Below are 18,657 nucleotides of genomic sequence, written 5' to 3' on the forward strand. Positions count from 1 at the left end.
CGCCCCGGTCTTGTCCGGGGCGCTGTCTTTGCGGGCGGGGAGGGGCCTAGAAATCCACCCCGCGCTGGGCCTTGATCCCGGCCTGGTAGGGGTGCTTCACCTCGGTCATCTCGGTGACCAGGTCGGCATAGGCACAAATCTCCTCCGGCGCGTCGCGCCCGGTCAGGATCACGCCGGTGCGGTCGGCCCGGGCCTTCAGCCCGGCCAGAACCTCCTCGGGGCTCAGGTAGCCATAGCGCAGGGCGATGTTGATCTCGTCCAGCACCACGAGGTCGAAATCGCCGCTCTCCATCATCTCGCGCGCGCGGGCAAAGGCGGCCTGCGCGGCGGCGATGTCACGGTCGCGGTCCTGGGTGTCCCAGGTGAACCCCTCGCCCATCGTGTGCCAGGTCACGTCGCCGAGGCGTTCAAAGAACTGCCGCTCGCCGGTGATCCAGTTGCCCTTGATGAACTGCACCACGCCCACGGTCTGCCGCCAGCCCAGCGCGCGCACCACCACGCCGAAGGCGCTGGAGGACTTGCCCTTGCCCTTGCCGGTATGCACCAGCACCAGCCCCCGGCCCGGATCGCTGGCCTCGGCGACCTTGGCGCGATGCTTGGCCTGAACTTGCTTCATTTTCTCTTTGTGGGCGTCGGTCTCGGTCATGGGCTGTCCTTCATGAATGAAGGGCGGATCATAGGCGGGTTGCGCCGCGCGTAAAGATCACGCTTTCGGATCGCTGACCGACCGGGCACGGGCGCGTTCCAGCCCCAGGTGATGTTCGCGCCAGATCACCAGGATATTGCCGGCGATCACCAGTGCCGCCCCCGACAGCATCACCAGCGTCGGCACATCGCCGAACCAGGCATAGCCGATCAGGATCGCGAACAGCATCGAGGCGTAGTCATAGGGTGCCAGCATCGAGGCGGGGCCGAAGCGATAGGAAGAGGTCAGCAGGATCTGCGCCACCCCCCCGACGATCCCCGCCAGCACCAGAAGCAGCGCCGTCTCGCCCGTCGGCAGCACCCAGCCGAACGGCAAGGTCAGCAGCGAAAGCACCGAGGCGGTGGCCGAGAAATAGAACACGATCGCCGAGGTGCGCTCGGTCTCGACCATGCGGCGGATATGGATCTGCACCAGCGCCCGCAGCATCGTCGAGGCGAGGATGAACAGCGCGCCCAGCGCCGCCGCGTCGCGCAGCCCGCCGCCACCGCCAAGGCGCGGCCAGACCATGATCATCACGCCGACCAGCCCGATCAGAACCGCGCTGATCCGGATCATCCGGATCCGCTCGCCCAGCATCACGGCCGCCAGGATCAGGGTAAAGATCGGCGTGGCATAGCCGATCGCGGTGACCTCGGGCAGCGGCAACAGGCCAAGCCCGGCAAAGGTCAGCCCCATCGCCGAGGTGCCGATGATCCCGCGCCAGAAATGCCCCATCGGCCGATGCGCGACCAACCCGCTGCGCAGCTCTCCCTTGGCGGCGATCCAGACCAGGATCACCGGGATCGCAAAGAACGAGCGAAAGAACACCGCCTCGCCCGCCGGCACATCCTCGGACGTCGCCTTGATCAGTGCCGACATCATCGAGAACAGGAAAATGGCGCTGAGCTTCAGCGTCACGGCAAGGCCGGGTCGATGCGATGTTAACGATATTGCCATCCGCGGACCCTGCGCCGAGCGGCGGAAAAGATCAACGGGTTGATTTCACCCGCCCCCGGGGCGCAGATAGGCAGAACCAAGCCGGAGCCACGCCCATGTATGACGACAACCACCTGATCACCCGCCTGCGTGCCGCCTCGCTGGGGCATGAGACGCGCAACTTCGCCACCTTCCCGGCCCGCGCCAGCATGACATTCGGCGAACTTTTCGCGGGCGCCGAGCGGAATGCCGCCGCACTGGCGGGCATGGGCGTGCAACCCGGCGACCGGGTGGCGGTGCAGGTCGACAAGAGCATCGAGGCGATCCAGCTTTATCTCGGTACGGTGATGGCCGGGGGCGTGTTCCTGCCGCTCAACACCGCCTATACCACGCCCGAGGTGGCCTATTTCCTCGGCGACGCCACCCCGCGCGTGGTGGTCTGCGATCCCGCCCGCGAAGACGAGATCGCCGAGGTCGCCGGTGCGGCCCGCGTCGTCACGCTCGACGCCAAGGGGCTGGGCACGCTGACCGACGCGGTGGTCGGGCGCGGCGGCTTCACGCCGGTGCCGCGCGGACCGGACGATCTGGCCGCCATTTTGTACACATCGGGCACCACCGGGCGCTCCAAGGGCGCGATGCTGAGCCACGCCAACCTGGCCAGCAACTCGGAGACCCTGCGCGATTACTGGCGCTTTACCGACAGCGACGTGCTGATCCACGCGCTGCCGATCTTTCACACCCACGGGTTGTTCGTCGCCACCAACGTCGCACTGCTGGCTGGCGCGCGGGTGGTCTTCCTCAAGGGGTTCGATGCCGACGCGATCCTAAAGGCGATGCCGCAGGCCACTGCGCTGATGGGGGTGCCGACGTTCTACACCCGTCTGCTGGCCGATCCGCGCCTCACCAAGGACCGCGCGGCCAACATGCGCCTGTTCATCTCCGGCTCGGCGCCGCTGCTGGTCGAAACCCATGAGCAGTGGGAGGCGCGCACCGGCCACCGCATCCTTGAACGCTATGGCATGACCGAAACCAACATGAGCACCTCGAACCCCTATGACGGCGAGCGCCGCGCCGGCACCGTCGGCTTTCCCCTGCCGGGGGTCGAGGCGCGGGTGATGCACGAAGGGAAGGAGGTGCCCGCGGGCGAGATCGGCGTGTTGGAGGTACGCGGGACGAACGTGTTCCAGGGCTATTGGCAGATGCCCGAGAAGACGGCGGAAGAGCTGCGCCCGGACGGCTGGTTCATCACCGGCGACATGGCGATGATCGACGCCGACGGCTATGTCACCATCGTCGGTCGTGAAAAGGACCTGGTCATCACCGGCGGCTTCAACGTCTATCCGAAAGAGGTCGAGAGCCTGATCGACGATCTGCCCGGCGTGCTGGAAAGCGCAGTGATCGGCGTGCCGCATCCCGATTTCGGCGAGGGTGTGGTCGCCGTCGTGGTTCCAGAGGGTGAGGGCACGACGCCCGAGGCCATCACCGCCGCGCTGGAGGGAAAACTGGCCCGGTTCAAGCAGCCGAAACGGATCTTCATGATCGAGGCGCTGCCGCGCAACACCATGGGCAAGGTGCAGAAAAAGGCGCTGCGCGATGCCTATGCCGGGCTTTTTTCCTGACGGTTTGCCCGGTGTCCGGCCGGGGAATTGAGTATTTGGAAAGAGAAGAAGCAGGGGAGGCGCCCGCCGCCTTCCCTGTCGGGATCCGGCCGGCTCAGATCAGCCAGAACAGCAGCGCGCTGAGCGTGACGAAGGCGCCCGAGGTCGCCACCAGCATGGCGATCGAGGCCGCCCCGCCGAGGCCGCGTTCCTGCGCCAGCACGGTATAGATGCCGAACATCGGCATCGCCGCCGAGAGGATGGCGGCGATCCGCATCTCATCGCTCAGTGCGGCGAGCCCGAGCAGCGGCAGCGCCAGCGCGGCCAGCGCGATCATCGCCGGGTGCAGCAGCAGCTTGGCGGCGGCGATCTGGCCGGCCAGCAACTTGTTGCCCTTCATCGGCAGCCCCACCAGCGAGCCGCCGATCACGATGAGCGACAGCGCGGCGGCCGAGGCGGCCAGCATTCCCATCAGGCGGTCCATTGGCGCGGGGAGCGTCAGCCCGGAGGCGGAGGCAGCCAACCCCAGCAACAGCCCGATCACCATCGGGCGCTTGAGCAGGTCCAGCAGCGCCCTGCCGACCAGCCGCAGCGGCGATCCGCCGCCGCGCCCTGCGGCGAGGTCCATCAGCACCAGGCCGAGCGGGATGATCAGGATGTTCTCGACCAGGAAATTCAGCGCCAGGATCACCCCGGCCAGGTCCGGCAGCACCAGCAGCAGCACCGGGTAGCCGACAAAGCCGGAATTGGGGCAGGACGCCCCCATCACCGCCAGCGCGCGGCGCGGCTTGTCCGGGGCTGTGACGCTGAACCACAGCCAGGCGGCGGCGATGGTCGCCAGCCCGCCGGTGGCCATCACCAGCAGGTAGCCCGGGTGCAGCACTTCGCCCAGGTCGCGCCCGGCCACCGCGTTGAACAGCAGCGCCGGAAGCGCCACGTTCAGCACGTATTTCCCCAGCACCGCCATGTCCTGCGGCTTGAACCAGCCCAGTCGCACCACCGCGTAGCCGATGGCGACGGCGGCGTAGATCGGAAAGGTGATGCCGAGGATGTCGTTCATGCGGCGGGCTCAGCCGATGCGGCCGCGCGTTTCGCCCACCGCGCCGCCGACCTGGCCGCGGTTCAGCAGGATATGATCGAGGATCACGCAGGCCATCATCGCTTCGCCCACCGGGACGGCGCGGATGCCGACGCAGGGGTCGTGGCGGCCCTTGGTGATGATCTCGGCCGCCTCGCCGGACTTGGTGATGGTCTGGCGGGTCTTGAGGATCGACGAGGTCGGCTTGACCGCGAAACGCACCACCACGTCCTGCCCGGTGGAGATGCCTCCGAGGATGCCGCCGGCATGGTTCGACGAAAACACCGGCTTGCCGTCGTTGCCCATGAAGATCTCGTCGGCGTTGTCCTCGCCGGTGAGCGTGGCCGCACCCATGCCCTCGCCGATCTCGACGCCCTTGACCGCGTTGATCGACATCATCGCGGCGGCCAGGTCGGTGTCGAGCTTGCCATAGACCGGCGCGCCGAGGCCCGCCGGCACGCCGCGCGCCACCACTTCGACCACGGCGCCGACCGAGTTGCCGGACTTGCGCAGCGCGTCCATGTAATCGGCCCAGTCCCCGGCGGCCTGCGCGTCGGGGCACCAGAACGGGTTTTCGCCGATCTGGTCCCAATCGAAGCGTTCGCGGTCGATCTCCTGCGGGCCGATCCGGGTCATGTAGCCGGTGATCTGCAAATCGGGCGCCAGTTTTGCCAGCGCCGCCCGCGCCAGCCCGCCGGCGGCGACCCGCGCCGCCGTTTCCCGCGCCGAGGAGCGGCCGCCACCGCGGTAATCGCGGATGCCGTATTTCTGCCAATAGGTGATGTCGGCGTGACCGGGGCGGAACTTCTCCATGATCTCGGAGTAATCCTTGGAGCGCTGGTCGGTGTTCTCGATCATCAGTTGCACCGGGGTGCCGGTGGTCTGGCCCTCGAACACCCCCGACAGGATTTTCACCGCGTCCGGTTCGCGCCGCTGGGTGGTGTAGCGGCTGGTGCCCGGTTTGCGCCGGTCGAGCCATTGCTGGATCATGCCCTCGTCCACCGGCACGCCGGGCGGGCAGCCGTCCACCGTGGCGCCCAGCGCGGGTCCGTGGCTTTCGCCCCAGGTGGTGACGCGGAAGAGATGACCGAAACTGTTGATGGACATGGGGCGGCACTCCTTTGCCCGGCGGTCTAGCCGGGCGGGGCGGGGCGCTCAAGGGGTTTTGCCTTGCGGGGGTCGGGCGCGCGCACTAGGTTGCGGGCTACCTCGGGGTGCCCGGACCGTTGCTGTCCAGGGCTGAGATGCGCAGGCGAACCCGTTGAACCTGAACCGGCTCATACCGGCGTAGGGAAGGCACATGGTTTTCCATCCCCCTTGCCCTGTCGCCGCAAAAGGAGGATGCCATGAAGTATCTAACGTTTGCAGCGGGATTGCTTTCGGCGACGGCGGCGCTTGCCGACACGCCCGAACTGACCGTTTATACCTATGACAGTTTCATCTCCGACTGGGGGCCCGGCCCGGCGGTCGAGGCGGCCTTCGAGGAGGTCTGCGGCTGTGATCTGAAATTCGTCGGTGCCGGGGATGGCGCGGCGCTGCTGGCCCGCATCCGGCTGGAAGGCGCGCGCAGCGAGGCCGATGTCGTGCTGGGGCTGGACACCAACCTGATCCAGGCGGCGCGCGACACCGGGTTGTTCGCCCCCCATGCGGTAACGGCAACCTATGACCTGCCGGTCGACTGGGCCGATGCGGATTTCGTGCCCTATGACTGGGGCTATTTCGCTTTTGTCCACGACAGGGGGCTGGAGGCGCCCGCCGATTTCCGCGCGCTGGCCGACAGCGACCTGAAGATCGTGATCCAGGATCCGCGCAGCTCGACCCCCGGGCTGGGCCTGCTGATGTGGGTCAAATCGGCTTATGGCGATGACGCCCCGGCGATCTGGGACGGCTTGGCGGACAATATCGTCACCGTGACCAAGGGCTGGTCCGAGGCCTATGGGCTGTTTTTGGAGGGCGAGGCCGACATGGTGCTCTCTTACACCACCTCGCCGGCCTATCACCTGATCGCGGAGGAGGACGGCAGCAAGACCGCCGCCCGGTTCGACGAGGGCCATTACATGCAGGTCGAGGTGGCCGGCAAGCTGGCCGCCAGCGATCAGCCCGAGCTGGCCGACAAGTTCCTGCAGTTCATGGTCTCGGACGCGGTGCAATCGGTGCTGCCCACCACCAACTGGATGTACCCGGCGGTGACGCCCGAGGCCGGGCTGCCGCAGGGGTTCGAGACCCTGATCGCACCCGACAAGGCGCTGCTTCTTGCGCCTGACGAGGCGGCGGCGCTGCGCGATCCGGCGCTGGCCGAATGGCTGACCGCGCTCAGCCGCTAAGCGCGGGGCCGGGGATCGGCGCGGCGCTTTGCGTGGCCGTGCTGATCCTGGGGGCGCTTGCCGCCGTGGCCCTGCGGGCCGAGGCCGGGACCGGCCTGGGCCCCGCCGATTGGCAGGCGGTGCGGTTCACCCTGCTGCAGGCGGCACTTTCGGCGGCGATCAGCGTGGCGCTGGCGGTGCCGGTGGCGCGCGCGCTGGCGCGGCGGCGGTTCGCCGGGCGCGGGGCGCTGATCACGCTGCTGGGCGCGCCCTTCATCCTGCCGGTGATCGTGGCGGTGCTGGGCCTGCTCACGGTGTTCGGCCGCGCCGGCTGGGTCAGCCAGGCGCTGGGCCTATTCGGGCTGGAGCCGCTGCGCATCTACGGGATGCACGGGGTGGTGCTGGCGCATGTGTTCTTCAACCTGCCGCTTGCGACCCGGCTGATCCTGCAGGGCTGGCAGGAGATTCCCAGCGAACGCTTTCGTCTGGCCGCCCATCTGGGCGCCGGGCCGGGGGCGATCTGGCGGCTCCTGGAGCGCCCGATGCTGGCGCGGACCGTGCTCGCCGCGCTGGCGGTGGTCTTTGCGATCTGCCTGACCTCTTTTGCGGTGGCGCTGACCTTGGGGGGCGGCCCGCGCGCGACCACGGTCGAACTGGCGATCTACCAGGCGTTTCGGTTCGATTTCGACCTAGGCCGCGCGGCGCTGCTGGCGTGCATCCAGATCGCGCTGACCGTGCTGGCGGCAGGCCTGGCCCTGCGCGCGGCGCCCGGCGGCGGCTTTGGTGCCGGGCTGGACCGGCCCCTGCGCCGCTGGGATGCGCAGAGCAGCCTGTTGCGGGCGCAGGATGGTGCGGCGATCACGCTCGCGGCGTTGTTCCTGCTGCTGCCGCTGGCGGCGATCGCGGTCAACGGGCTGGCCGGGGTCGCGTCCCTGCCGGGCAGCGTCTTTCGCGCCGCCGGGACCTCTGTCGCGATCGCGGCGGCCAGCACCGCGACCCTGCTGTTGCTGGCGGTGCCGATGGCGGCCAGCATCGCCATGGCCCGGCACGGCGGCTGGATCGAGCTGGCCGGGCTTCTGGGGCTTGCGGTCTCGCCGCTGGTGATCGGGACCGGGCTGTTCATCGTGGTGCATCCCTTTGCCGATCCCTTCGCGCTGGCCCTGCCGGTGACGGCGCTGGTCAACGCGATCTCGGCGCTGCCTTTCGCGTTGCGAATCCTGGTGCCGCGCGCCCGCGCGGTGATCGGCGATTTCGGGCGGCTGGGGGTCAGCCTGGACATGGGTGGCCTGCCGTTCCTGCGGCTGGTGCTGCTGCCCCGGATGCGGCCGCAGATCGGCTTTGCCGCCGGGCTTGCCGCCGCGCTCTCGATGGGGGATCTCGGGGTGATCGCGCTGTTTGCCGATCCGGAGGTGGCGACGCTGCCGCTGCAGATCTATCGCCTGATGGGTGCTTATCGGATGGAGGCGGCGGCGGGGGCCTCGCTGTTGCTGCTGGCGCTGTCGATGCTGGCGTTCTGGATGTTCGACCGCGGGGGGCGCTGGCATGCTGAAGGTTGAGGGGGCGGTGATCCGCAACGGGGCGTTCACCGTGACGGCGGACTTCGAGGTTGATCCGGGCGCGAAAGTCGCCGTCATCGGCCCGTCGGGCGCCGGCAAGACCACGCTGATCGAGGCGATCGCCGGATTCCGCTGGGTGGAACGGGGCCGCCTTCTCTGGGACGGGCGCGACATCACCGGCGCGGCACCGGGCGCGCGGCCCGTCGCCATGTTGTTCCAGGACGGCAACCTGTTTCCGCATCTCACCGTGGCGCAGAACGCGGGCCTTGGGTTGCGCCCCGATCTGCGGCTGAGCGCGGAGCAGAAAGAGCGCGTGACCACCGCGCTGGCCCGCGTCGGATTGGCCGGGATGGAGGATCGCAAGCCCGGCGCGCTGTCGGGCGGCCAGCAGAGCCGCGCCGCGCTGGCCCGGGTGCTGTTGCAGGACCGGCCCTTGCTGCTGCTCGACGAACCCTTTGCCGCGCTGGGCCCGGCGCTCAAGACCGAGATGCTGGACCTGGTCGCGGACCTGGCGGCGGAAACCGGCGCCACGCTGCTGATGATCAGCCACGATCCCGAAGACGCCCGCCGCATCACCGATCAGGCGATCCTGGTGGCCGAGGGGGTGGCGCATCCGCCGCAGCCGACCGCCGATTTGCTCGACACCCCGCCGCCGGCCTTGAAGGCGTACCTTGGGTGAGGCGCGCTCGGAAATCAGTCCAGTGGACTGGTTTCAGCGCCGAACGGGCGTAGCCCAGGGGGGGTAGGGGGCGCTGCCCCCTCGGCCTGCGGCCTCACCCCCGGAGTACTTGCAAAGAGAAGAAGCGGGGCGCGCCCTTGCCAAGCCGCGCGGCGCCGGTCCAGCATACCGCGACGCAGGAGAGGCCGATGCACCCCAACCCGATCTATCGCAATGCCGATGCCGCCCGGAACATCGGCTTCGCCCGTGACCGCGGCTTCGGCGTGCTGGCGGTGAGCGATCCGCAGGGCGGTGCGCCCATGCTGAGCCACGTGCCCTTCGTGCTGTCGGAGGACGCCGCCACCGCCGAGCTGCACCTGGTTCGGTCCAACCCCATCGCGCGGGCGATCGCCGCGCCGGTGCCGGCGCGGATCGCGGTCAGCGGGCCGGATGGCTATGTCTCGCCCGACTGGTACGGGATGGCGGACCAGGTACCGACCTGGAACTATGTCGCGGTGCATCTGACCGGGCAGCTGGAGCCATGCGCCGATTCAGAGTTGCGCGGCTTTCTCGACCGGCTCTCGGCGGAATTCGAGGCGCGGCTGGCACCCAAGCCGGACTGGCGGGCCGACAAGATGGAGGCGGAGGCGCTGGCGCGGCTGATGCGGATGATCGTGCCGGTGCGGCTGCGGATCGAGGCGATCGACGGTACCTGGAAACTGGCCCAGAACAAGCCGGAGGCGGCCCGCCTCGGGGCGGCCGAGGGGGTCGCCGGCGGCGGTGTCGGTTCCGAGGTGTCGACGCTGGCGCGACTCATGCGCGACCTGGCGGGCGAATGATGGACAGGCGCCGCGCGCGGTCTTAGGCTGCCTCCGAACACAGCGAACGGAGCGCCCGATGAAACTGATCATGTCCCCCGCCTCGCCCTTTGTCCGCAAGGTCAGGGTGCTGATCGGGGAAACCGGCCAGAGCGACGATGTCGAAGAGGTCGAGGTGGCCACCACGCCGGTGAACACGGCCGAGGCGGTCTGGGCGGCCAACCCGCTGGGCAAGATCCCGGCGCTGGTGCTGGAGGATGGCCGCGCGCTGCATGACAGCCGGGTGATCACCCGCTTTCTCGACGCCCGCGCGCGGGCCGGGCTGTATCCCGAGAACCGGCTCTGGGACGTGCTGACGCTGGAGGCCACCGCCGACGGCATTCTCGAGGCCGCCGTGCTGATGGTCTACGAGGGCCGCGTGCGCCCCGAGGCGCTGCATTACCCCCCCTGGATCGAGGCGCAGTGGACCAAGGCGATGACGGCGGTCAAGGCGGTGAACGATCGCTGGCTCGACCAGCTCGACGGGCCGCTCGACATGGCGCAGATCGCGGTGGGCTGCGCGCTGGGCTATCTCGATTTCCGCCACGGCGACCGCGACTGGCGCGGCGCGGCGCCGGACCTGGCCGACTGGTTCGCCGGGTTCGAACAACGCCCGACGATGGTGGCGACGCGCCCGGACAGCTGAGGCGGCGGGGTCCGCGCCGCGCTTGACGCAGATCATGGTCCGGCCGTTTGCGCCGGGTCAGGATCGCGAAAGGTAAGGAAGGGATGCCAATGACCGATACCGCGCACACCGACGCCATCGAACCGGTCGCCGTGGAAACGCTTCGCCGGAGCTGTGATCCGGCCGACCTCGGATTTGCCACCACGGCAGAGCTGGAGCCGCTTGAGGGGTTGATCGGGCAGGACCGCGCGATCGAGGCGATCGGGCTGGCCGCCGGGATGCGCGCGGCGGATTTCAACCTCTTCGTGCAGGGGCCGCCGGGCACCGGGCGGCGCGCCTCGGTCGATACCTACCTGGCAAAACATGCCGCCACCCTGCCCGAGCCCGACGACTGGGCCTATGTCAACAACTTCGACGCGCCGCATCGGCCGCGCGCGTTGCGGCTGCCGCCGGGAGTGGCGCGCAGGCTCAAGGACGAGATGGAGGACGTGGTCGACGACCTGGCGATCGACATCGCGGCGCTGTTCGAATCCGACGATTACCAGGCGGCCAGCCGGGCCATCAACGAGGAGTTTGGTGAGCAGCAGGAGCACGCCATGTCGGAGTTTGCCGACAAGGCCAAGGCCGAGAACATCGCGCTGATGCGTACGCCGATGGGCATCATGCTGACCGCGATCAAGGATGGCGAGGTGGTCAAGTCGGACCATTTCGAGACCCTGCCGGAGGCCGAGCAGAAGGAGATCGAGGAAAAGATCGGCCGGCTGCAGACCGAGCTGTCCGAGATCCTGCGCAACGCCCCAAAGCTCGACCGCGAACGCCGCCGCCGGATCGAGGCGCTGAACGCCGAGATGCTGGGCGAGGTGGTCTCGTCGCGCCTGCGCGAGGCACGCGACGCCTTTGCCGGGCTGGACCCGGTGCAGGAGTACCTGGCCACGGTCGAGCAGGACATGACCGGCAACGCCGAGATGTTCCTTGCGGTGATGCAGCAACCCGAACAGGCCGACGGGCCGTTTCCCGAATCGGTGCACAAGGCGCACAGCAACCCGGTGTTCCAGCGGTACATGGTCAACGTCATGGTCACCCGCGCGGAGGGCGAGGCACGCGGCGCCCCGCTGGAGACCGAGGATCTGCCGACCCTCGACCGGCTGACCGGGCGGATCGAACATGCACAGCAGATGGGCGCGCTGATCACCAGCTTCATGATGATCAAGCCCGGTGCGCTGCATCGCGCCAACGGCGGCTACCTGGTGCTGGACGCGCGCCGGCTGCTGACCGAACCGATGGCCTGGCCCGCGCTCAAGCAATGCCTGCAAAGCGAATCGATCACCATCACCTCGATGGGAGAGCGGCTCAGCCTGGTGTCCACCACCTCGCTGGAGCCGGATCCGATCCCGATGAACCTGCGGGTGGTGCTGATCGGCGACCGGATGCTCTACGCGGCGCTGATCACGCTCGACCCGGATTTCGCCGAACTGTTCAAGCTGCAGGCCGATTTCGAGGAGAGCATCGACCGCAGCCCCGAAAGCCAGGCGTTGTTCGCCCGCGTCCTCGGGGCGCGCGCGGCCAGTGACGGGCTGCGCCCGGTCTCGGCCGGCGGCGTGGCGCGGCTCATGGACGAGGCGGTGCGCCTGGCCGAGGATGCCGGCAAGCTGTCGCTGCACCTCGGCGCGCTGGGCGATATCCTGCGCGAGGCCGATCACTATGCCGACCGGAACCGGCGCGAGACCATCGAGGCCGAGGATGTGGAAAAGGCCGTGCAGCAGGCCGACCGCCGCGCATCGCGGATCAAGGACCGCATGCGCGAGATGGTGACGCGAAAGACCATCCTGATCGACACCGAGGGGGCGCAGGTGGGCCAGGTCAACGGGCTCTCGGTGATTGGGCTGGGCGGTTATCGTTTCGGGCGGCCGGCACGGATCACCGCCCGCACCCGCATGGGCAGCGGCAAGCTGATCGACATCGAGCGCGAGGTGGAACTGGGCGGCCCGCTGCATTCCAAGGGGGTGCTGATCCTGTCGGGCTATCTCAGCTCGACCTATGCGCTCGACGTGCCGTTCTCGCTGCAGGCCAGCCTCGTGTTCGAACAGAGCTATGGCGGCGTCGATGGCGACAGCGCCTCGGCGGCGGAGCTTTTCGCGCTGATCTCCTCGCTGTCCGGGCTGCCGCTTGCCCAGCGGTTCGGCGTCACCGGTTCGGTCAACCAGAACGGCGAGGTTCAGGCCATCGGTGGCGTCAACGAGAAGATCGAGGGATTTTTCGAGACCTGCGCCGACCGGGGGCTGACCGGGACGCAGGGGGTGATCATCCCGGCCGCCAACGTGGATCACCTCATGCTGCGCCAGGACGTGGTCGATGCGGTGCGCGACGGCAAGTTCCGGGTGATCGCGATCCACAGTATCGACGAGGGGCTGGCGGTGCTGACCGGGCGTGATCCCGGGGTGCGCGGCGCGGATGGCAGCTATCCGCCCGACTCGGTCAACGGGCTGGCCGAGGCCCGGCTGCGCGGCTTTGCTGAACAGCGGTTGAAATTCGCCCGCGACGCCAAGCCTTCGGGACAGGGGGGCTGAGCATGGCGGCACGGGGGACCGGACACAGACGTATCCTTGTCGGCGCCGGCAGCTATGCCGACGCCCGCGCGGCTCTGGCCATTCTCGAGCGTCTGGCCGGATTCGGCATCAGCGACATCGGCGGCGTGTTCCTCGAGGATCGCGGCATGATGGAGGCCGCCGCGCCGGGACTTTGCGCGCTGGTCAGCCCACGCGGTGCCCTTCGCGGGGTGCCGTCGCGGCACGGGCTACGGCGGATGTGGCAAAGCGACGCGCGCGCCTTTCGCGAACAGCTGATGCAGCTTGCCGCGCGCCAAAGCCTTCGCTGGAGTTTCGAGCGGCTGCCGGGCGATCCGGTGGCGGACCTCTGCGGTGCGGCGCAAAGCTGGGACTGGCTGCTGATCGGGCACCTGCCCGCCGGGCGCCACGCCGGTAAGGTGGTGGGCATCGCCCATGAGGATGGCGGTCCGGACGGTGTCGCCGAGCTGACCGGGGTGCTGGCACAATCGCTGCGCACCGGCGTCGAGCTGATCCCCGATACCACGCCCGAGGTGGATATCCTGTCGCGGGTGGGCCGGCTGCATGCGGCGGCGGTGGTGGTCGATGCCGCCACCGGGCCGTTCCGCACCTCCGGGCAGATCCGGGCGCTGCTCGACGTGGCGCGCTGTCCGGTCCTCGTGCTCGGGGCGGGGCGCCTTCCCGGCCTTGTCGAACACAGCACCCAGATCCCGCAACCGCCGGACCCGGCCCCCGGCTGACCCGCGCCTGCGCTCGCGGCGACCGCCGGCTCGGGCGAAACGCGGTCGCGCAGGTGTGACCAAACTGCGTCAAACGGCCACGTCTGCGACTCCTTGAACCGTCAAAGCCGCTGGACGAAGCCGGTTCACAACGATAGATACCCGCCGTGAGACACCGCGCGCATGCAGCGGTGCCCGTGCTTATTTGCCCCTTGCGGGCGCAGGAATCGGAGAAAACCTCGTGTCCCACGCAGAAGACCACGAAGGCACCCGGAGGGATTTCCTCTACTACGCCACTGCCGGCGCAGGTGCCGTGACCGCCGGGGCCGCCATCTGGCCGCTGGTCAACCAAATGAACCCCTCGGCCGACGTGCAGGCGATGTCGTCGATCCGCGTCGACGTCAGCGGGGTCGAAACCGGCACCCAGATCACCGTCAAGTTCCTTGGCAAGCCGGTGTTCATCCGTCGCCGCACCGAGGAAGAGATCGAACAGGCCCGCGCCGTCGAACTGGCCGACCTCGTGGATGCTGGCGCCGAGAACAGCAACCTCAATGCCGATGCCACCGCCATCGACGAGAACCGCACCATGGACGAGGCCGGCGAATGGCTGGTCATGATGGGGGTCTGCACCCACCTGGGCTGCGTTCCGCTGGGCAACAACTCGGGCGATTTCAACGGCTGGTTCTGCCCCTGCCACGGCTCGCACTACGATACCGCCGGACGCATCCGCAAAGGGCCCGCGCCGCGGAACCTGCCGATCCCGTTGGCGGAATTCGTCGACGAAACCACCATCAAACTGGGGTAAGGGAACGCAAATATGTCCGGAATTCCGCACGACCATTACGAACCCAAGACCGGCGGCGAAAAGTGGCTGAACAAGCGCCTGCCGATCGTCGGGCTGCTTTATGACACCCTGATGATCCCGACGCCGAAGAACCTGAACTGGTGGTGGATCTGGGGCATCGTCCTGGCCTTCTGCCTGGCGCTGCAGATCGTCACCGGCATCGTCCTGGTGATGCACTATACCCCGCATGTCGACCTGGCCTTTGCCTCGGTCGAACACATCATGCGGGACGTGAACGGCGGCTACATGCTGCGCTACATGCACGCCAACGGTGCCTCGCTGTTCTTTGTCGCCGTCTACATCCACCTGTTCCGCGGGCTGTTCTACGGCTCGTACAAATCGCCGCGCGAGATCACCTGGATCATCGGCATGCTGATCTTCCTCGCCATGATGGCGACCGGCTTCATGGGCTATGTCCTGCCCTGGGGTCAGATGTCGTTCTGGGGCGCCACGGTGATCACCGGCCTGTTCGGCGCGATCCCCTTCGTCGGCGAATCGATCCAGACTTGGCTGCTCGGCGGACCGGCGGTGGACAACGCCACGCTGAACCGTTTCTTCTCGCTGCACTACCTGCTGCCCTTCGTGATCGCGGCGCTTGTGGTCGTGCACATCTGGGCCTTCCACACCACCGGCAACAACAACCCCACCGGGGTCGAGGTGCGCCGTGGCTCCAAGGAAGAGGCCAAGAAGGACACGCTGCCGTTCTGGCCCTACTTCGTGATCAAGGACCTGTTCGCGCTGGTCGTGGTTCTGGTGGTGTTCTGGGCGATCGTCGGCTTCATGCCGAACTACCTCGGCCACCCCGACAACTACATCGAGGCGAACCCGCTCTCGACGCCCGCGCATATCGTGCCCGAATGGTACTTCCTGCCGTTCTACGCCATCCTGCGCGCCTTCACCTCCGAGGTCTGGGTGGTGCAGATCGCTTCCTTCATCACCGGCGGCATCGTCGACGCCAAGTTCTTCGGCGTGCTGGCGATGTTCGGCGCGATCCTGGCGATGGCGCTGGTGCCCTGGCTGGATACCTCCTCGGTGCGCTCGGGCAAGTACCGCCCGATGTTCAAATGGTGGTTCTACCTGCTGATCATCGACTTCTTCGCCCTGATGTGGCTGGGCGCCATGCCCGCGGAAGAGCCCTACGCCTCGTTCTCGCTGATCGCCTCGGCCTATTGGTTCGGCTACTTCCTGATCATCCTGCCGATCCTCGGCGTGATCGAGAAACCGACCGAGATGCCCGCGACGATCGAAGAGGATTTCGAGGCCCATTACGGCAAGAAACCGGACGCCTCCGCGCCCGAAGCCACCCCGGCCGAGTAAGAGAAGGGACCGCATAAGATGTTCAAGAAACTTGCAATCGGTGCCGCTGTTGCCCTGGGGCTGACCGCCCCGGCAGCCACCTACGCGGCGGGCGCCGGCGGTCACGTGGAGGATTTCTCGTTCTCCTTCGAGGGACCCTTCGGCACCTATGACCAGAACCAGCTCCAGCGCGGCTTGCAGATCTATACCGAGGTCTGCAGCGCCTGCCACGGGATGAAGTTCGTGCCGATCCGCACCCTGGCCGACGAGGGCGGGCCGCACCTGCCCGAGGACCAGGTCCGCGCCTATGCCGAGCAGAACTTCGAGGTGTTCGACGCCGAGCTGGACGATTTCCGCCCGGCCAAGCCTGTCGATCACTTCCCGGCCAACACCTCGGCCGGCGCCCCGGACCTCAGCCTGATGGCCAAGGCCCGCGCCGGGTTCCACGGCCCCTATGGCACCGGGATCAACCAGTTCTTCAAGGGGATCGGCGGACCGGAATACATCGCCTCGATCCTCACCGGTTACACCGGCGAGGAAAAGGAAGAGGCCGGCACGCTGTTCTATGAGAACCACGCCTTCCCGGGGGGCTGGATCGCGATGGCGCCGCCGCTGTCCGACGAGCTGGTGGAGTTTGCCGACGGTCACGACAACAGCGTGCACCACATGGCACAGGACGTCGCCGCCTTCCTGATGTGGGCCGCCGAGCCCAAGATGATGGCGCGCAAGCAGGCCGGCCTTGTCGGCGTGCTGTTCCTGGTCATCCTCGCGGCGCTGCTCTACCTGACCAACAAGAAGATCTGGGCCCCGATCAAGGGCAAGCGCTTCCAGGTCTGATTCGGACCAGGACGCCGAGACATTAAACCCCCGCCCGACCGGCGGGGGTTTTTCGTTGTTAGACGGCGTCAGGCAGGTTGCTCCACCGCCACCCGTGGCCGCCCGCTGGCCTCCACCGTCAGCGTGGCCTCGACGAAGACCGAGCGCGCCTCGACACTCGCGGTGCGGATGTCGCGACTGGCGCTGACGTGGATGCCCTCGGCCCCGGCGGCGCGGGCGGCGGCCTCGACCTCCTGCCGCAGGGCCGCCTCCAGCCGGGCCATCGCCGCCTCCGGGTCCGGGAAATCCTCGGGGCCCTGCGCCAGGTGGGCGCGGAACCTCCCCTCCGAGGGCGAGGTGACCGTCCCGCTGCGCCGCACGGTCACCCGGCCGACCACCGCGCCGATGGCATTGGCGACCCCGGCGTGCGCTGGCAGGATCATTTGGCAGCGCAGCCGCTCTCCCACCGCCGGGTAATAGCTGCCGGCCGAGGCGCCCAGCCCCACCACGTCCACGTTCAGCGCCGCGTCCAGCGCCAGCAAGCCGCGATGCCCGTCCAATCCCCGGCGTAGCAGCACGTGTCGCGCCAGTTCGGCCGGGGGCAGGCCAAAATCATCGGCCTCTTCGGCAAAGGCAGTCTCTAACAGGGCCAATACGGTCTGTTCGGTCAGTTGATCTATGATCATCCGGGCAAGGTGGTCCGCCCCGGAGGCAAGCGGCCCGCCGCTTCCGGTGCGCTTGCGCGCCATCAGCTCCAGCGCCATCCGCGCCGCCTCTGCGTCCCAGGTGTCGAGCCTCCCCAGACCGTGGCTGGCATCCGTCGGGGTCACCCCGGCGATCTGCACCAGCCCCCGGCTCACCAGCCGGTCCAGCGCGCCCCGGTCTGTCCGCACCCGCAACACCCGTGCCAGTGGTTGCACATCTTCGCCCAGGCGCTCCAGCAGCGTCGCCTCGCGCGGGTCCAGCCGATCCGGCACCAGCCCCGGCACCGCACGGGCAAAGCGCGCGTCATGCTCGTTCGGCACCGGGTTGCGCAACTGTGCCTCCAAGGCCGCGCGAACCGCCGCGCCGCCCTCGGTCGAGATCAGCGCGATCGGCAGCACCCGGCGCGGCCCCAGCGTGACACCGCCGTCCAGCCCCTCGGTGCGCGGCCGCACCTCGCTGTCGCCACCCAGCCCGCTGGTGCGCATCGCCACCGCCTCGACCATGGTGCGATGCCCGCCGACCTGCGCGCCGTCCGGGTCGATCGCGGGCCGTCCGCCCTTGATCAGGGCCACATCCGTGGTGGTTCCGCCGATGTCCGAGACCAGCGCCTCCTTGGCCCCGGTCAGCCAGCGTGCCCCGACGATCGAGGCCGCCGGCCCGCTCAGGATCGTCTCGATCGGTCGCGCGCGGGCCTGATCCGCGCTCATCAACGCGCCGTCGCCCCGCACCACCATCAGCGGCGCGGTCACCCCGATCTCGGCCAGCACATCGCCGGCGCGCCCGATCAGCCGGTCGATCATGCCGATCAACCGCGCGTTCAACACCGCCGTCACCGCCCGTTTCGGCCCGTTCAGCCGTGCCGACAACTGGTGTGAACAGCTCACCGGGCGTCCCGTGCGGGCCTCGATCAGCCGCGCCACTTCCTGTTCATGGGCCGGGTTGCGGGTGGCGAACTGCGCCGCCACCGCATAGCCAGAGACCCCGGTTTCAGTCTCTAAAATGGCATTCAGCGCCGCCACGTCCAGCACCTCGGCCTCGGTGCCGGCGTGGCTGTGGCCACCGGCGACGATCACCGCGGGGTCGCCCGCCAGCGCCTCGCGCAGATCCGGCCGCTCCAGCGTGGCGGGGCGGAAACCCACAAGGACCAGCGCCACGCGCCCGCCCTGTCCCTCGACCAGCGCATTGGTGGCCAGCGTGGTCGACAGCGCCGCCAGCCCCACCGCGCCCGCGTCCACCCCGGCCTGTGCCAGCACCGCGCGCACCGCCGCGCCGACGCCCACCGCCAGATCCTGCCGCGTGGTCAACGCCTTGGCGCTGGCCACCACCTCGGTCTCGTCGCGGATAAGAACCGCATCGGTATAGGTTCCGCCCGTATCCACGCCCAGTGCCAGCGCCATGCCCGAATGCCCCTGTCAGT

16 protein-coding genes and 1 riboswitch are annotated in these 18,657 nt (G+C 68.6%); of the genes, 11 read left to right on the plus strand and 5 right to left on the minus strand.

Annotation, left to right across the window (positions count from 1 at the left end; genetic code table 11):
• Positions 1 to 46: 46 nt before the first annotated feature.
• Together cobO and ABWV23_RS10030 are read right to left on the minus strand one after the other, a co-directional pair.
• Positions 47 to 646, minus strand: coding sequence for a cob(I)yrinic acid a,c-diamide adenosyltransferase (gene cobO, locus ABWV23_RS10025; protein ID WP_353347316.1), 600 nt, complete (start codon positions 644 to 646; stop codon positions 47 to 49).
• A 57-nt stretch (positions 647 to 703) separates the two neighbouring features.
• The gene (locus tag ABWV23_RS10030) at positions 704 to 1,642 is read right to left on the minus strand and encodes a DMT family transporter (RefSeq protein ID WP_353347317.1); all 939 of its coding nucleotides are present in this window, start codon (positions 1,640 to 1,642) and stop codon (positions 704 to 706) included.
• A 95-nt stretch (positions 1,643 to 1,737) separates the two neighbouring features.
• Between ABWV23_RS10030 and ABWV23_RS10035 the strand changes: the two genes are divergently transcribed.
• On the plus strand, positions 1,738 to 3,240 hold the full coding sequence (locus tag ABWV23_RS10035) for a malonate--CoA ligase (RefSeq protein WP_353347318.1): 1,503 nt from the start codon (positions 1,738 to 1,740) through the stop codon (positions 3,238 to 3,240).
• A gap of 94 nt (positions 3,241 to 3,334) precedes the next feature.
• Here ABWV23_RS10035 and ABWV23_RS10040 read toward each other — a convergent pair whose 3' ends face one another.
• On the minus strand, positions 3,335 to 4,279 hold the full coding sequence (locus tag ABWV23_RS10040) for an AEC family transporter (protein ID WP_353347319.1): 945 nt from the start codon (positions 4,277 to 4,279) through the stop codon (positions 3,335 to 3,337).
• 9 nt (positions 4,280 to 4,288) lie between these two features.
• Positions 4,289 to 5,404, minus strand: a complete 1,116-nt coding sequence (gene aroC / locus ABWV23_RS10045; RefSeq protein ID WP_353347320.1) for a chorismate synthase — start codon at positions 5,402 to 5,404, stop codon at positions 4,289 to 4,291.
• Between the two features lie 93 nt (positions 5,405 to 5,497).
• A riboswitch (TPP riboswitch) is annotated at positions 5,498 to 5,608 on the plus strand.
• A 35-nt stretch (positions 5,609 to 5,643) separates the two neighbouring features.
• Here aroC and thiB point away from each other — a divergent pair.
• From thiB to ABWV23_RS10095, 10 genes are all read left to right on the plus strand, one after another.
• Positions 5,644 to 6,621, plus strand: coding sequence for a thiamine ABC transporter substrate binding subunit (thiB, locus tag ABWV23_RS10050; protein WP_353347321.1), 978 nt, complete (start codon positions 5,644 to 5,646; stop codon positions 6,619 to 6,621).
• Positions 6,597 to 8,156: an ABC transporter permease family protein gene (locus ABWV23_RS10055; RefSeq protein ID WP_353347322.1), complete on the plus strand. Its 1,560-nt coding sequence runs from the start codon at positions 6,597 to 6,599 to the stop codon at positions 8,154 to 8,156. The genes thiB and ABWV23_RS10055 overlap by 25 nt, the downstream gene beginning before the upstream one ends.
• Complete coding sequence (locus tag ABWV23_RS10060; protein WP_353347323.1) at positions 8,143 to 8,835, plus strand: thiamine ABC transporter ATP-binding protein; 693 nt, start codon at positions 8,143 to 8,145, stop codon at positions 8,833 to 8,835. The genes ABWV23_RS10055 and ABWV23_RS10060 overlap by 14 nt, the downstream gene beginning before the upstream one ends.
• 188 nt (positions 8,836 to 9,023) lie before the next feature.
• The gene (locus ABWV23_RS10065; RefSeq protein ID WP_353347324.1) at positions 9,024 to 9,653 is read left to right on the plus strand and encodes an FMN-binding negative transcriptional regulator; all 630 of its coding nucleotides are present in this window, start codon (positions 9,024 to 9,026) and stop codon (positions 9,651 to 9,653) included.
• A 58-nt stretch (positions 9,654 to 9,711) separates the two neighbouring features.
• Positions 9,712 to 10,317, plus strand: a complete 606-nt coding sequence (locus ABWV23_RS10070; protein ID WP_353347325.1) for a glutathione S-transferase — start codon at positions 9,712 to 9,714, stop codon at positions 10,315 to 10,317.
• An 89-nt stretch (positions 10,318 to 10,406) separates the two neighbouring features.
• The gene (locus ABWV23_RS10075) at positions 10,407 to 12,863 is read left to right on the plus strand and encodes a Lon protease family protein (RefSeq protein ID WP_353347326.1); all 2,457 of its coding nucleotides are present in this window, start codon (positions 10,407 to 10,409) and stop codon (positions 12,861 to 12,863) included.
• Positions 12,864 to 12,865: 2 nt separating this feature from the next.
• Positions 12,866 to 13,600: a hypothetical protein gene (locus ABWV23_RS10080; RefSeq protein ID WP_353347327.1), complete on the plus strand. Its 735-nt coding sequence runs from the start codon at positions 12,866 to 12,868 to the stop codon at positions 13,598 to 13,600.
• Between the two features lie 220 nt (positions 13,601 to 13,820).
• Positions 13,821 to 14,384 (plus strand): ubiquinol-cytochrome c reductase iron-sulfur subunit, encoded by a 564-nt coding sequence (gene petA / locus ABWV23_RS10085; protein WP_353347328.1) that lies wholly within the window; start codon positions 13,821 to 13,823, stop codon positions 14,382 to 14,384.
• Positions 14,385 to 14,396: 12 nt separating this feature from the next.
• Positions 14,397 to 15,740 carry a cytochrome b gene (gene petB, locus ABWV23_RS10090; protein ID WP_353347329.1) on the plus strand — a complete coding sequence of 448 codons (1,344 nt, stop codon included), beginning with the start codon at positions 14,397 to 14,399 and terminating at the stop codon, positions 15,738 to 15,740.
• Between the two features lie 18 nt (positions 15,741 to 15,758).
• Positions 15,759 to 16,556 carry a cytochrome c1 gene (locus ABWV23_RS10095; protein WP_353347330.1) on the plus strand — a complete coding sequence of 266 codons (798 nt, stop codon included), beginning with the start codon at positions 15,759 to 15,761 and terminating at the stop codon, positions 16,554 to 16,556.
• Positions 16,557 to 16,624: 68 nt separating this feature from the next.
• Here ABWV23_RS10095 and ABWV23_RS10100 read toward each other — a convergent pair whose 3' ends face one another.
• Positions 16,625 to 18,637 carry a hydantoinase/oxoprolinase N-terminal domain-containing protein gene (locus tag ABWV23_RS10100; protein WP_353347331.1) on the minus strand — a complete coding sequence of 671 codons (2,013 nt, stop codon included), beginning with the start codon at positions 18,635 to 18,637 and terminating at the stop codon, positions 16,625 to 16,627.
• Positions 18,638 to 18,657: the final 20 nt, after the last annotated feature.

This window comes from Aquicoccus sp. SU-CL01552, from assembly GCF_040365005.1.
GTDB lineage: Bacteria > Pseudomonadota > Alphaproteobacteria > Rhodobacterales > Rhodobacteraceae > Antarcticimicrobium.

What these genes read in the sequence shown, in the direction of transcription:
- aroC (WP_353347320.1), bottom strand. Translation starts at nt 5,404, where the DNA reads ATGTCCATCAACAGTTTCGGTCATCTCTTCCGCGTCACCACCTGGGGC.
- ABWV23_RS10100 (WP_353347331.1), bottom strand. Translation starts at nt 18,637, where the DNA reads ATGGCGCTGGCACTGGGCGTGGATACGGGCGGAACCTATACCGATGCG.
- ABWV23_RS10075 (WP_353347326.1), top strand. Translation starts at nt 10,407, where the DNA reads ATGACCGATACCGCGCACACCGACGCCATCGAACCGGTCGCCGTGGAA.
- ABWV23_RS10040 (WP_353347319.1), bottom strand. Translation starts at nt 4,279, where the DNA reads ATGAACGACATCCTCGGCATCACCTTTCCGATCTACGCCGCCGTCGCC.
- petB (WP_353347329.1), top strand. Translation starts at nt 14,397, where the DNA reads ATGTCCGGAATTCCGCACGACCATTACGAACCCAAGACCGGCGGCGAA.
- ABWV23_RS10060 (WP_353347323.1), top strand. Translation starts at nt 8,143, where the DNA reads ATGCTGAAGGTTGAGGGGGCGGTGATCCGCAACGGGGCGTTCACCGTG.
- ABWV23_RS10065 (WP_353347324.1), top strand. Translation starts at nt 9,024, where the DNA reads ATGCACCCCAACCCGATCTATCGCAATGCCGATGCCGCCCGGAACATC.
- thiB (WP_353347321.1), top strand. Translation starts at nt 5,644, where the DNA reads ATGAAGTATCTAACGTTTGCAGCGGGATTGCTTTCGGCGACGGCGGCG.
- cobO (WP_353347316.1), bottom strand. Translation starts at nt 646, where the DNA reads ATGACCGAGACCGACGCCCACAAAGAGAAAATGAAGCAAGTTCAGGCC.
- ABWV23_RS10035 (WP_353347318.1), top strand. Translation starts at nt 1,738, where the DNA reads ATGTATGACGACAACCACCTGATCACCCGCCTGCGTGCCGCCTCGCTG.
- ABWV23_RS10080 (WP_353347327.1), top strand. Translation starts at nt 12,866, where the DNA reads ATGGCGGCACGGGGGACCGGACACAGACGTATCCTTGTCGGCGCCGGC.
- ABWV23_RS10055 (WP_353347322.1), top strand. Translation starts at nt 6,597, where the DNA reads ATGGCTGACCGCGCTCAGCCGCTAAGCGCGGGGCCGGGGATCGGCGCG.
- ABWV23_RS10095 (WP_353347330.1), top strand. Translation starts at nt 15,759, where the DNA reads ATGTTCAAGAAACTTGCAATCGGTGCCGCTGTTGCCCTGGGGCTGACC.
- ABWV23_RS10030 (WP_353347317.1), bottom strand. Translation starts at nt 1,642, where the DNA reads ATGGCAATATCGTTAACATCGCATCGACCCGGCCTTGCCGTGACGCTG.
- ABWV23_RS10070 (WP_353347325.1), top strand. Translation starts at nt 9,712, where the DNA reads ATGAAACTGATCATGTCCCCCGCCTCGCCCTTTGTCCGCAAGGTCAGG.